Here is a 13,015-nt window from a genome sequence, read left to right on the forward strand (position 1 = left end):
CCTATTCAGGGTTACCGGGTTGGCGCACGGCCCACAAAGCGCTTGTTTCCGTGCAATTTCATCCCCATAACGGGATTTTGTGCGCTCCATATTGGTGTTACTACTCCAATTAATGGAACCATCCGCTGCTATATTGCACTGCAACAATTAATCTTCTGTTCATCCCACGTTTTAGGTCGCCATGCTCTACCAAATCTACGAAACCCAACGCTCTTTGATGGAGCCGTTTGCTGATTTTGCGCAAGCCGCCGCCAAGCTCTACAGCAACCCGCTCTCGCCGCTGGGCAAAAACGCTATGTCGCAGCGCGTGTCCGCCGGTTACGACCTGCTGTACCGCCTGGGCAAAGACTACGAAAAGCCCACCTTTGGCCTGCAAACCATCGAGGTGGACGGCACCCAGGTTGCCATCCATGAGCGGGTCGAAATCGACAAGCCGTTTTGCGAACTGCGCCGCTTCAAGCGCTTCACCGACGACATCGACACGCTGACCCAACTCAAAGGCCAGCCCGCCGTATTGATCGTGGCCCCGCTGTCTGGCCACTACGCCACGCTGCTGCGCGACACCGTCAAAACCATGCTCAAAGACCACAAGGTCTACATCACCGACTGGAAAAATGCCCGCCTGGTGCCCCTGAGTGAAGGTGAATTCCATCTGGACGACTACGTCAACTACGTGCAGGAGTTCATCCGCCACCTGCAAGGCATTTACGGCAACTGCCACGTGATGAGTGTCTGCCAGCCCACCGTGCCGGTGCTGGCCGCTGTGTCGCTGATGGCCTCGCGCGGCGACCTGACCCCGCTGACCATGACCATGATGGGCGGCCCCATTGACGCGCGCAAATCACCTACCGCCGTCAACAACCTGGCCATGAACAAGGGCTACGAGTGGTTTGAAAACAATGTGATCTACAAGGTACCGGCCAGCTTCCCCGGCGCGGGCCGCAAGGTCTATCCCGGCTTTTTGCAGCACACCGGCTTCGTGGCCATGAACCCCAACCACCACGCCAAGAGCCACTACGACTACTTCAAAGACTTGATCAAGGGCGACGATGTCAGCGCCGAAGTGCACCGCAAGTTCTACGACGAATACAACGCCGTGCTCGACATGGATGCGCACTACTACCTGGAAACCATTTCCACCGTGTTCCAGGATTTCAAGCTGGTCAACGGCACCTGGAACGTACGCGGCCTGGACGGCAAGGTCGAACTGGTCAAACCGCAAGACATCACCACCACCGCGCTGCTGACGGTCGAGGGTGAGCTGGACGACATCTCCGGCTCCGGCCAGACCAAGGCCGCGCACGACCTGTGTAGCAGCATCCCCGCCAACCAGCAGCACCACATGGAAGCCCAGGGCGCAGGCCACTACGGCATCTTCAGCGGCCGCCGCTGGCGCGATGTGGTCTACCCCGAGGTCAAGGCCTTCATCAAGGCGCACAACACCGGCACCGTGACGGTGGCGGCTACCGCGCCTGCGACACACCACGCCACACCCGTGCCTGCCGTGGCCATGGCCGAAGCGGTGGCATCCACTCCGCACGCCTCAGCCAAGCTGCCGGTTAAAAAATCGACCAAAGCAAGCCGAGGCAAGGCCTGATCCTGCTGCAGACATCCACCGCGTCCGGGCTGGCGGCACAGATCAACGCCGCCCTGCCGCAAACCCAGTGCACGCGCTGCGGCTACCCGGATTGTGCGGCCTACGCCCAGGCGATTGCCGAGGGCGCGGCACCCATCAACCAGTGCCCGCCCGGTGGGGCCGAGGGTATTGCCCGGCTGGCAGCTATCACAGGCCAGCCCGCCCAGCCGCTGAACCCTGACTTCGGCGTTGAGGCTGTGCGCACCGTGGCTGTGATCGACGAGGCGTGGTGCATAGGCTGCACCCTGTGCATCGCCGCCTGCCCGACCGACGCGATTTTTGGCAGCAACAAGCGCATGCACAGCGTGATTCCCGCGCACTGCACCGGCTGCGAACTCTGCCTACCGGCCTGCCCAGTGGACTGCATCCAGATGCCCAATGCCAGCGGCAGCCGCACCGGCTGGGACGCGTGGTCTGCCGCCGAGGCCGACCACGCCCGCCTACGCTATGCAAACCATAGCTACAGACGCATGCAGGATCTAGGCAAGAGCCCTGAAAACCTTGAAAAAGAAATGGCGACGCAAGCCCTGCCCCCCGCGCAAGCCGCTGCCCCCATCGACCCGAAAAAAGCCGCCATCGCCGCTGCTTTGGCCCGCGCCCGCGCCCAACGCGCCACCCCATCCGGGTAGCCGGGCACCCTGTTGCAGGCATTGGAATAGACAAGTTTGCGACATTGGCGCGGCATCACTTGCTATAGTTGCCGGTAACAAAATGCAAGACAACACACCATGAGCAATCCATTGGACCCGGGCGAAAAACGCACCGTGCTGGTGGTAGACGACACACCAGATAACCTGTCGCTGATGAGCAGCCTGCTACGCACCGAATACCGCGTCAAGCTGGCCCCCAGTGGCGACCGGGCCTTGAAGATCGCCCGCGCCGACGGTAAGCCTGACCTGATCCTGCTCGACATCATGATGCCCGACATGGACGGCTACGAAGTATTGCGCCACCTGCGCGCCGATCCCCATACCGCCAGCATCCCGGTGATATTTCTGACCGCCATGAACGCATCTGAGGACGAAAAAATCGGCTTCGACCTGGGTGCGGTGGACTACATCACCAAGCCCATCAGCCCGGCCACGGTGATGGCCCGGGTGCGCAACCATATTGAACTGAAACTGGCCCGCGACTTTCTGCAGAACCAGAGCCGCTACCTGGAACAAGAGGTGCAAAAACGCACCCGCGAGATCGTCGCCATCCAGGACATCACCGTGCGCGCCATGGCCTTGCTGGCCGAAACCCGCGACAACGAAACCGGCAACCACCTGCGCCGCACACAAAAGTACGTCAAGGCGCTGGCCATCCATCTGCAATTCCATCCGCGCTTTGCGGCCGAGCTGAGCAATGAGGCGATTGAATCGCTGTACAAATCGGCTCCGCTGCACGACATCGGCAAGGTGGGTATCCCCGACCACATCCTGCTCAAGCCCGGCAAGCTGGACGATCACGAATTTGAAACCATCAAAACCCACACCACGCTAGGCTATGCCGCGCTGGTGCATGCCGAGGAAGAGGAAGGCCAGGAAACACCTTTCTTGCGCTACGCCAAGGAAATCACCCTGAGCCACCAGGAGAAGTGGGACGGCTCGGGTTACCCCCAGGGCTTAGCGGGCGATGCGATACCGATTTCTGCACGGCTTATGGCCCTGGCCGACGTGTACGACGCACTGATCAGCAAGCGTGTTTACAAGCGCGCATTCACGCACGAGGAAGCTCGCGATGCCATCCTCAAGGGGCGCAATGCGCATTTCGACCCCGATATCGTGGACGCATTTACCGCCATCGAGATGCAGTTCCAAACTATCGCTATCGACTTTGCCGATGACGATGGTGAGGTTGCTGCCGAGATGGTGCATACCGTGACCGATTTGACGAACACCCATCCCATAGGTAAGGTTTAGGCACACCCCCAGGCTACAGCGCAAGCGCTTTTGGAGCCAGTTCTGCGGTGTTTCTGGAAGGCTCTTTTATTTCTCTGGGTTGAAGACTTTTAGGCTGCAACCCCTTATAGAACATGCGGTACAAGCTATCAACTTGATAGCAATTTAAAAATCAACCCGCCAGTCGGGTAAACGCCGCCACCACCTCGGGGGGGGCCTGCACCAGCTCCACCAGCACGCCCTCCCCGGCAATCGGGAATTCTGCGCTGGCTTTGGGGTGCAGGAAGCAGATGTCGAACCCTGCAGCGCCTTGGCGGATGCCGCCGGGGGCGAAGCGCACGCCATGCGCGGTGAGCCACTCTACCGCCTCGGGCAGCTTGTCGATCCACAGGCCGACATGGTTCAGCGGCGTGGTGTGGACAGCAGGCTTTTTGTCCGGGTCCAGCGGCTGCATCAGATCGACCTCGACCTTGAACGGGCCGCTGCCGATGGCACAGATGTCTTCATCCACGTTCTCACGTTCGCTGACAAAGTTGCCGGTGACTTCCAGGCCTAGCATGTCCACCCACAGCGTGCGCAGGCGCTGCTTGTCGGTGCCGCCGATGGCGATTTGCTGGATGCCCAGCACCTTGAACGGGCGGGTCACGCGTCAGCCAACATGCCCGAGGTGGGCAGGCCCAGCTTGGCCAGCAAACTGCGGTCGGCTTCCACGTCGGGGTTGCCGGTAACCAGCAGCTTGTCGCCGTAAAAGATTGAGTTGGCACCGGCCAGGAAGCACATGGCCTGCACGGCTTCGCCCATTTGCTGGCGACCAGCGGACAGGCGCACACGGGTGGTGGGCATGGTGATGCGGGCCACGGCAATCACGCGCACAAATTCGAGCGGGTCCAGCGGCGGCGTATCGGCCAGCGGCGTACCCTCCACGCGCACCAGGTTGTTGACGGGCACCGATTCGGGGTAACTGGGCTGCAAGTTAGCCAGTTGGGCGATAAGCCCGGCGCGCTGCTCCCGGGTTTCGCCCAGGCCGACGATGCCACCGCTGCAGACCTTCACGCCCGCGCCGCGCACGCGGTCCAGCGTGTCCAGACGGTCCTGATAGACGCGGGTGTCGATGATGTCGCCGTAGAAGTCGGGCGCAGTGTCGAGGTTGTGGTTGTAGTAGTCCAAGCCCGCATCTTTGAGCTGGGCGGCGTGGCCGTCTTCCAGCATGCCCAGGGTGGCGCAGGTTTCCATACCCAGAGCCTTGACGGCCTTGACCAGTTCGGCCACGTTGTCCACGTCTCGGTCTTTGGGGCTGCGCCAGGCAGCGCCCATGCAGAAACGCGTGGCACCTGCCTCTTTGGCGGCTTTGGCGGCTGCAACCACCACGTCCACACCCAGCATCTTGGTGGCCTTGACGCCCGTGTCGTAGTGCACCGACTGTGGGCAGTAGCCGCAGTCTTCCGGGCAGCCGCCGGTCTTGATGGACAGCAGGGTGGACAGTTGCACGTCGCCCGCTGGGAAGTTTTCGCGGTGCACGGTTTGCGCGCGGTGCATCAAATCGAGAAACGGCAGGTCAAACAGCGCCTCAACATCGGCCAGCGGCCAGCGCTCGTCGGTGGCAGCCACGGGTTTGGGCGCGGGCCGGTGCAGGGTGACGGGCTTTTCAAGGGTCAGGGTATTCATACGGTCTTCTTATATAAATCGAATAATAGGCTGGTCTACGGAGAGCGATTCTCCCTTGGTGGCCAACACCGCATCTACAACGCCATCGTTGATGGCGAACAACACATTTTCCATCTTCATGGCCTCGATCACCGCGACGCGCTCCCCGGCCTGCACTTTTTGCCCCGCCACCACCGCCACATCGACCAGCAAACCGGGCATGGGCGACAGCACAAAGCGGCTCATGTCGGGGGCCGCCTTGAACGGCATCAGGGTGTACAGCTCGGCGGCGCGGGGGGTTAGCACCAGGGCATCGAGCTGGCGGCCGTTGTGGTTGACCCGCAGCGCCAGCGGGTTCTTGTGGGCCCCGCCCGCACCACCTCGTTCCACCTGGGCGGTGAACGGCGTGCCGTTGCAGGTACCGTGGATGCGGACCGTGCCCAAGCGCGCATTGCTGCAAAATTGATAGCTTCTTGTGCTTGTAGATACTGCGCTGGAGCCTGTTTTTTCTTGAAAATCGACCACGGTTACTGGGGTTTGCACGGTTTTGCCGCCCGCGCCCAGAGACACCACGGTGAACGCCTCGCCCACTTCAAACTCGTGCCCTGCCACTTGGCCACTGATGCCGCTGGCCCGCTGCAGGTAGCGGCGGTGCACAAAGGCTGCCAGCGCCACCAGAAAGTCGGGGTCGTCGTGCGGCACGTCTTCGGCGTGGAAGCCTGCCGCATAGTTTTCGGCGATGAAGCCGGTGTTGAAGTCGCCCGCCACAAACTTCGGGTGCGCCAGCAGCGCCGACTGGAACGGGATGTTGCTGCTCACGCCGCGGATCACAAAACCGTTCAACGCTTCGCGCATCTTGGCAATCGCGTCCAGCCGGTCCGTGCCGTGCACGATCAGCTTGGCGATCATCGAGTCGTAGAACATGGGAATCTCGCCACCGTCCTGCACGCCAGTGTCCACGCGCACACCTTGCCAGTGGTCGGTGTCAGAAGCAAACATGGTTTCTTTCGGCGGCTGAAAGCGCACCAGGCGGCCGGTAGAGGGCAGGAAGTTGCGGAACGGGTCTTCGGCGTTGATGCGGCACTCGATGGCCCAGCCTTCGCGCTTGACCTCGGCCTGCGTCAGGGGCAGCGCCTCGCCCGCGGCCACGCGGATCATCAGCTCCACCAGGTCCAGCCCGGTGATGCATTCGGTGACCGGGTGCTCCACCTGCAGGCGGGTGTTCATTTCCAGGAAGTAAAAGCTCTGGTCCTTGCCGACCACAAACTCCACCGTGCCCGCGCTTTGGTACTGGACAGCCTTGGCCAGTTGCACCGCCTGCTCGCCCATGGCTTTGCGGGTGGCATCGGTGATGAAGGGCGACGGCGCTTCTTCAATCACTTTTTGGTGGCGGCGCTGGATGGAGCATTCGCGCTCGTTAAGGTAGATCACGTTGCCATGGCTGTCGCCCAGCAGCTGGATTTCGATGTGGCGCGGCTCTTCGACAAACTTCTCGATGAACACCCGGTCGTCGCCAAAGCTGTTGCGCGCTTCATTTCGGCAACTGGTGAAGCCTTCAAAGGCCTCTTTGTCGTTGAACGCCACCCGCAGCCCCTTGCCGCCGCCGCCCGCGCTGGCCTTGATCATCACCGGGTAGCCGATGCCCTGGGCGATTTCGACCGCGCGCTCGGCAGTTTCAATCGCGTCGTTAACACCCGGGATGCAGTTCACGCCTGCGGCACCGGCCAGTTTTTTGGATTCGATCTTGTCGCCCATGGCGGCGATGGAATAGTGCTTGGGGCCAATGAAGACGATTCCCTCTTCTTCCACCCGTTTGGCAAACCCGGCGTTTTCGCTTAGAAAGCCGTAACCCGGGTGTACCGCCTGCGCGCCGGTGGCCTTGCAGGCGGCAATGATCTTGTCGGCCTGCAGGTAACTGTCGCGGCTGGGCGCCGGGCCGATGTGCACCGCCTCGTCGGCCAGCGCCACGTGGCGGGCTTCCTTGTCGGCATCCGAGTACACGGCCACGGTTTTAATACCCATTTTGCGGGCCGTGAGGATGACGCGGCAGGCGATTTCACCGCGATTGGCGATGAGGATTTTGGTAAACATGGGGTTGTCCTATTTTTTGGTATTCAGTAAAGCTTTGCGCTGAACGGTAAAGTCCCACCAGTACGCACGCAAGGGTCGTGGCGCGGCCCATAGCGAGCGCAGCATCGCCCATCGTGAACAGCGCGGAACTGGCTACGCCAGGCCGCTGCTGTTGCCCCCTGCAAGGGGGTTGGCGGAAAGTGCATAGCACTGGAGCCTGGGGGTGATCCATTTCTACAGCGGAATATTCCCGTGCTTGCGCCAAGGGTTCTCAACTTTTTTACTCGCCAGCATCACCAAGCTCCGGCAAATCCGCTTGCGCGTCTCATGCGGCAAGATCACGTCGTCAATAAACCCTCGCGCCCCGGCCACAAACGGGTTGGCAAAGCGGGCTTTGTATTCCGCCTCTTTGGCGGCCAGCTTGGCCGGGTCGCCCTTGTCTTCGCGGAAGATGATTTCCACCGCGCCCTTGGCCCCCATCACCGCGATTTCGGCGTTCGGCCAGGCAAAATTGACATCACCGCGCAGGTGCTTGGAGGCCATCACGTCGTACGCACCGCCGTAGGCCTTGCGGGTGATGACGGTGACTTTGGGCACCGTGCACTCGGCGTAGGCATATAGCAGCTTGGCACCGTGCTTGATGATGCCGCCGTATTCTTGGGCTGTGCCGGGCATGAAGCCGGGCACATCGACAAAGGTGATGACGGGGATGTTGAAGGCATCGCAGAAGCGGATGAAGCGGGCCGCCTTGATGGAACTCTTGATGTCCAGGCAGCCGGCCAACACCAGCGGCTGGTTGGCCACGATGCCCACGGTCTGGCCTTCCATACGGGCGAAGCCGATGAGGATATTCTTGGCGTACTCGGGCTGGATTTCGAAGAAGTCGCCGTCGTCTACGGTCTTGGCGATCAGCTCCTGCATGTCGTAGGGCTTGTTGGGGTTCTCGGGCACCAGGGTGTCCAGGCTGAAATCCATGCGGTCGGCGCGGTCGCCGCTCTTTCGCACCGGGGCTTTTTCGCGGTTGTTCAACGGCAGGTAGTTGAAGAAGCGCCGCAGCATCAGCAGCGCTTGCACATCGTTGTCGAACGCCCGGTCGGCCACGCCGCTCTGGGTGGTGTGGGTGATGGCCCCGCCCAGTTGCTCGGCAGTCACTTCCTCGTGGGTCACGGTTTTGACCACCTCGGGGCCGGTGACGAACATGTAGCTGCTGTCTTTGACCATAAAGATAAAGTCGGTCATGGCCGGGCTGTACACCGCGCCCCCCGCGCACGGGCCCATCACCATACTGATCTGCGGAATCACGCCGCTGGCCATTACATTTTTTTGAAACACATCGGCATAGCCGCCCAGGCTGGCCACGCCCTCCTGGATGCGCGCGCCGCCGGAGTCGTTCAGGCCGATGACCGGTGCGCCGACCTTCATCGCCTGGTCCATGATCTTGCAGATTTTTTCGGCGTGGGCTTCACTGAGCGCGCCGCCAAACACCGTGAAATCCTGGCTGAAAACAAACACCAGGCGGCCGTTGACCATGCCGTAGCCCGTGACCACACCGTCGCCGGGAATCTTGTTGTCGGCCATGCCGAAGTCGGTACAGCGGTGCTCGACAAACATGTCCCACTCTTCGAACGTGCCCTCGTCCAGCAGCAGCTCGATACGCTCGCGGGCAGTAAGCTTGCCCTTGCCGTGCTGCGCGTCAATGCGCTTTTGGCCACCGCCCATGCGGGCTTGCTGGCGTTTGGCTTCTAGCTGTTCGAGAATGTCTTGCATGAGGTAATTACTCCGTTATTGATAGCTACTTATGCAGATGGATACTGCGCTAGAAGAAGATTTCGTGCTGCAGTAGATGCAGCGAGTCGGCCCGCCACCACTTCTTGCAGCATCTGCGGCAACAAGGCCTGCACCTGCGGGTGCTGGCGAAAGGCGAACTTCAGGCCCGCATCTACGCGCTCCCACATCCACGCCAGAGACTGCTGCTGGCGGCGGGTGCTCCACAGGCCGTTGCTGGTCTGCAGATGTTTGAATTGCAGGGCTGCGGCCCAAAAGCTATCAATGCCTTTACCGGCCAACGCACTGAGCTGCAGCGCCTGGGGCCGCCAGTGCGCATCGTCATGGGCGGTAAACAGACCCAGCAACTGCATCGCGGCGGTGATTTGCAACTGGGCGCGCTGGGCGGCCAGGGGGTCGATGTCGGCCTTGTTGATGACCACCAGGTCGGCTAGCTCCATCACGCCTTTTTTGATGGCCTGCAGGTCATCGCCCGCGTTGGGCAATTGCATCAGCACAAACATGTCCGTCATGCCCGCCACTGCGGTTTCAGACTGGCCGACGCCCACGGTTTCCACGATCACCATGTCATAGCCCGCCGCCTCGCAGACCAGCATGGCCTCGCGGGTTTTCTCGGCCACGCCACCCAGTGTGCCGCTGCTGGGGCTGGGCCGGATGTAGGCCTGGGGGTGCACCGACAGCATTTCCATGCGCGTCTTGTCGCCCAGGATGGAGCCGCCCGACACCGTGCTGGACGGGTCGATGGTCAGCACCGCCACCCGGTGGCCCAGGCCGATCAGGTACAGGCCCAGCACCTCGATAAACGTGGATTTTCCCACCCCCGGCACACCGCTGATACCGAGGCGGAACGATTGGCCTGTGTGCGGCAATAGCGCCGTCAGCAGTTCATCCGCCTGCGCCCGGTGGTCGGCGCGGGTGGACTCGAGCAGGGTGATGGACTTGGCGATGGCGCGGCGCTGTACGGCGGGCGAGCCAGAGAGAATGTGCGCAAGGCTCACACCCAGTTCTCCAGCTTTAGGCCTTCGATACGCTCGAATTCACGGGTGTTGTTGGTGACAAAAACGGCATCCAGGGCCAAGGCTTGGCAGCCCAGCAACAAATCAACTTCGCCGATTTTTCGGCCTGTCGATTTCAAGAGATGGCAATGCTGACCGTAGTGCCACATGGCCATTGCATCCCAGGACAGGATGTTAAAGCTGGCCTGGAACCGCTTCAAGGCAGCAGTGTTCTCGGCAACACGCTGGCTTTTCGCCACACCGTAGGCCATTTCTGCCATCACCAAAGAGGATATGGCCAAGGCATCCTTCCCATGCGCTTTGAATTTTTGAAGCACGCTGGTTTGCCCGTTCATCGCGTAGATGCAGATGTTGGTGTCCAACAAATACAGCGGAGATAGTTTGTCCGCCATGCCTATTTCAATTCCGCAATGTCATTGGGCAATCCATCGTGGTCGCGCTCCATGGGTTCCATTCCTTCAAAGCTTGCCAAAATCTGCTCCATCTCGTCCCACCACGCATCCTTGCTGAGTTTGGGCCGCATGATCACCGCGTCACCCACCCGTTCAATGGTGACCTCGCTGGTCGTAAAACGAAATTCTTTGGGCAGGCGCACAGCCTGGCTGCGCCCGGTGGTGAAGACTTTGGCGGTACTGAGAATTAAAGCGGTCATACTCGGCTCCTTGTGCATTGATACATATCAATAATATATACCAATGACTTTCAGGATGCCAATGCCTTCTTGATCTGCTCGAGCACATCTTTCGCGCTCGCCGGAATCGGCGTGCCCGGGCCATAAATACCCTTCACGCCCGCCTCGTACAACATCTCGTAATCCTGCCGAGGGATCACGCCGCCCACAAACACGATGATGTCGTCTGCGCCCTGTTTCTTGAGCTCGGCAATGATGGCGGGCACCAGGGTTTTGTGGCCTGCGGCCAGGGTGCTGACACCCACGGCGTGCACATCGTTTTCAATCGCCTGGCGGGCGCATTCCTCGGGGGTCTGGAACAGCGGGCCCACGTCCACGTCGAAGCCCAGGTCGGCGTAGGCGGTCGCGATCACCTTGGCACCGCGGTCGTGGCCGTCCTGGCCGAGTTTGCTGACCATCACGCGGGGGCGGCGGCCTTGCTGTTCGGCAAAGGCTGCTATCTCGCCCTTCAGGGCTTCCCAGCCTTCGGCGCTGTCGTAGGCAGCGGCGTAGACACCGGTGACCATTTGGGTGTCGGCACGGTGGCGGCCATAGACTTTTTCCAGCGCATCGCTGACCTCGCCCACGGTGGCGCGGGCGCGGATGGCGGTGATGCTCAGGGCCAGCAGGTTGCCGATATTCGATTCTGCTGCAGAAGTGATAGCTGACAGCGCAGACGCTACCTGCGCTGGGTCGCGTTTTTGCTTGATATTTTGCAGCCGGGCGATTTGGCCGTCACGCACCGCCACGTTGTCGATGTCGCGGGTTTCGATGGCGTCCTCGGTCTTGAGCTTGTACTTGTTGACACCCACGATCACGTCCTTGCCACTGTCGATGCGCGCCTGCTTGTCGGCGGCGGCGGCTTCGATTTTCAGCTTGGCCCAGCCGCTGTCCACCGCCTTGACCATGCCGCCCATGGCATCGACTTCTTCGATGATCTTCCAGGCGGCATCGGCCATGTCTTGGGTGAGCTTTTCCATCATGTAGCTGCCGGCCCAGGGGTCGATCACGCTGGTGATATGGGTTTCTTCCTGGATGATGAGCTGGGTGTTGCGGGCGATGCGGGCGCTGAACTCGGTGGGCAGGGCAATGGCTTCGTCGAAGCTGTTGGTGTGCAGGCTTTGCGTGCCGCCAAACACCGCCGCCATGGCCTCGATGGTGGTGCGCACCACATTGTTGTACGGGTCTTGCTCGGTCAGGCTCCAGCCGCTGGTCTGGCAGTGGGTGCGCAGCATCAGGCTCTTGGGGCTTTTGGCGTCAAAGCCTTTCATGATGCGGCACCACAGCAGGCGGGCGGCACGCATCTTGGCCACTTCGAGGTAGAAGTTCATGCCCACGGCCCAGAAGAAGCTCAGGCGGCCGGCAAACGCGTCCACGTCCAAGCCCTTGCCCAGCGCGGTTTTGACATATTCCTTGCCGTCGGCCAGGGTGAAGGCCAGCTCCAGCGCCTGGTTGGCACCGGCTTCTTGCATGTGGTAGCCCGAAATCGAAATCGAGTTGAACTTGGGCATGTGCTGCGCCGTGTACTCGATGATGTCGCCAATGATGCGCATGCTGGGCGCGGGCGGGTAGATGTAGGTGTTGCGCACCATGAACTCTTTGAGCACATCGTTCTGGATGGTGCCGCTGAGCTGGTCTTGCGTCACGCCCTGTTCTTCAGCAGCCACCACATAGCCCGCCAGCACCGGCAGCACCGCGCCGTTCATGGTCATGGACACGCTGACCTTGTCCAGCGGAATCTGGTCGAACAGGATCTTCATGTCCTCCACGCTGTCGATGGCCACGCCCGCCTTGCCCACGTCGCCGGTGACGCGCGGGTGGTCGCTGTCGTAGCCACGGTGGGTGGCCAGGTCAAACGCCACGCTCACACCCTGCCCGCCTGCGGCCAGGGCCTTGCGGTAAAAGGCGTTGGATTCTTCGGCGGTGGAGAAGCCCGCGTACTGGCGGATGGTCCAGGGACGCACCGCATACATGGTGGCCTGCGGGCCGCGGATGTAAGGCTCAAAACCCGGCAAAGTGTGGGTGTGCGGCAGGCCTGCGGTGTCTTCGGCGGTGTATAGCGGCTTGACCGTGATGCCGTCGGGTGTGTGCCAGTCCAGAGCCGATATGTCGCCGCCCGGGGCCGATTTGGCAGCGGCTTTAGCCCATTGCGCCAGGCTGGCGGGGCTGAATTCAGGTTCTGTGTGGCTCATATCGGGTGCTTTGATCGGGTGCTTTGGGGTGCTTTGGAACAGGCTTTGCTGCGTTGCAACAGAGTTTAGTCCATTCATAATTATAAATTCAGAATTATTTATGTCGCGTAGAATTTAGA

General features: G+C 61.1%; 11 protein-coding genes. 3 read left to right on the forward strand and 8 right to left on the reverse strand.

The features are described 5' to 3' along the window. The first annotated feature begins 181 nt into the window (after positions 1 to 181). The 3 genes from AC097L_RS18360 (at position 182) to AC097L_RS18370 (ending at position 3,540) form a co-directional block, all read left to right on the forward strand. Complete coding sequence (locus AC097L_RS18360) at positions 182 to 1,597, forward strand: polyhydroxyalkanoate depolymerase (protein WP_479588054.1); 1,416 nt, start codon at positions 182 to 184, stop codon at positions 1,595 to 1,597. Positions 1,598 to 1,602: 5 nt separating this feature from the next. Further along, the gene (locus AC097L_RS18365; protein ID WP_479588178.1) at positions 1,603 to 2,265 is read left to right on the forward strand and encodes an RnfABCDGE type electron transport complex subunit B; all 663 of its coding nucleotides are present in this window, start codon (positions 1,603 to 1,605) and stop codon (positions 2,263 to 2,265) included. Positions 2,266 to 2,364: 99 nt separating this feature from the next. After that, positions 2,365 to 3,540 (forward strand): response regulator, encoded by a 1,176-nt coding sequence (locus AC097L_RS18370; protein ID WP_479588055.1) that lies wholly within the window; start codon positions 2,365 to 2,367, stop codon positions 3,538 to 3,540. Positions 3,541 to 3,691: 151 nt separating this feature from the next. On the opposite strand, the gene AC097L_RS18375 is transcribed toward AC097L_RS18370, so the two are convergent. The 8 genes from AC097L_RS18375 to scpA all read right to left on the reverse strand — a co-directional run bounded on the left by AC097L_RS18375 (position 3,692) and on the right by scpA (position 12,896). Continuing rightward, positions 3,692 to 4,165, reverse strand: a complete 474-nt coding sequence (locus AC097L_RS18375) for a VOC family protein (RefSeq protein WP_479588058.1) — start codon at positions 4,163 to 4,165, stop codon at positions 3,692 to 3,694. Then, the gene (gene bioB, locus AC097L_RS18380; RefSeq protein WP_479588059.1) at positions 4,162 to 5,184 is read right to left on the reverse strand and encodes a biotin synthase BioB; all 1,023 of its coding nucleotides are present in this window, start codon (positions 5,182 to 5,184) and stop codon (positions 4,162 to 4,164) included. Before bioB ends, AC097L_RS18375 begins: the two co-directional genes overlap by 4 nt. Positions 5,185 to 5,193: 9 nt before the next feature. Further along, complete coding sequence (locus tag AC097L_RS18385) at positions 5,194 to 7,254, reverse strand: acetyl-CoA carboxylase biotin carboxylase subunit (RefSeq protein WP_479588061.1); 2,061 nt, start codon at positions 7,252 to 7,254, stop codon at positions 5,194 to 5,196. 213 nt (positions 7,255 to 7,467) lie between these two features. Beyond that, a complete protein-coding gene (locus AC097L_RS18390) occupies positions 7,468 to 9,000 on the reverse strand; it encodes an acyl-CoA carboxylase subunit beta (RefSeq protein WP_479588062.1) in 1,533 nt (510 codons plus the stop codon). Positions 9,001 to 9,029: 29 nt separating this feature from the next. Further along, entirely contained in the window at positions 9,030 to 10,016 is a 987-nt protein-coding gene (gene meaB, locus AC097L_RS18395; RefSeq protein ID WP_479588064.1) for a methylmalonyl Co-A mutase-associated GTPase MeaB, read from the reverse strand. Continuing rightward, a complete protein-coding gene (vapC, locus tag AC097L_RS18400; protein WP_479588066.1) occupies positions 10,013 to 10,426 on the reverse strand; it encodes a type II toxin-antitoxin system tRNA(fMet)-specific endonuclease VapC in 414 nt (137 codons plus the stop codon). Before vapC ends, meaB begins: the two co-directional genes overlap by 4 nt. A 2-nt stretch (positions 10,427 to 10,428) precedes the next feature. Continuing rightward, positions 10,429 to 10,686, reverse strand: coding sequence for an antitoxin (locus AC097L_RS18405; protein WP_479588068.1), 258 nt, complete (start codon positions 10,684 to 10,686; stop codon positions 10,429 to 10,431). A gap of 50 nt (positions 10,687 to 10,736) precedes the next feature. Then, entirely contained in the window at positions 10,737 to 12,896 is a 2,160-nt protein-coding gene (gene scpA, locus AC097L_RS18410; protein WP_479588071.1) for a methylmalonyl-CoA mutase, read from the reverse strand. Positions 12,897 to 13,015: the final 119 nt, after the last annotated feature.

The sequence above is a fragment of the Rhodoferax sp. RT5P35 genome, assembly GCF_056521385.1.

Bases quoted from the DNA above. Each gene is read 5' to 3' on its own strand.
- AC097L_RS18360 (WP_479588054.1), top strand. From the start codon at position 182: ATGCTCTACCAAATCTACGAAACCCAACGCTCTTTGATGGAGCCGTTT.
- AC097L_RS18370 (WP_479588055.1), top strand. From the start codon at position 2,365: ATGAGCAATCCATTGGACCCGGGCGAAAAACGCACCGTGCTGGTGGTA.
- bioB (WP_479588059.1), bottom strand. From the start codon at position 5,184: ATGAATACCCTGACCCTTGAAAAGCCCGTCACCCTGCACCGGCCCGCG.
- AC097L_RS18385 (WP_479588061.1), bottom strand. From the start codon at position 7,254: ATGTTTACCAAAATCCTCATCGCCAATCGCGGTGAAATCGCCTGCCGC.
- AC097L_RS18390 (WP_479588062.1), bottom strand. From the start codon at position 9,000: ATGCAAGACATTCTCGAACAGCTAGAAGCCAAACGCCAGCAAGCCCGC.
- vapC (WP_479588066.1), bottom strand. From the start codon at position 10,426: ATGGCGGACAAACTATCTCCGCTGTATTTGTTGGACACCAACATCTGC.
- AC097L_RS18405 (WP_479588068.1), bottom strand. From the start codon at position 10,686: ATGACCGCTTTAATTCTCAGTACCGCCAAAGTCTTCACCACCGGGCGC.
- scpA (WP_479588071.1), bottom strand. From the start codon at position 12,896: ATGAGCCACACAGAACCTGAATTCAGCCCCGCCAGCCTGGCGCAATGG.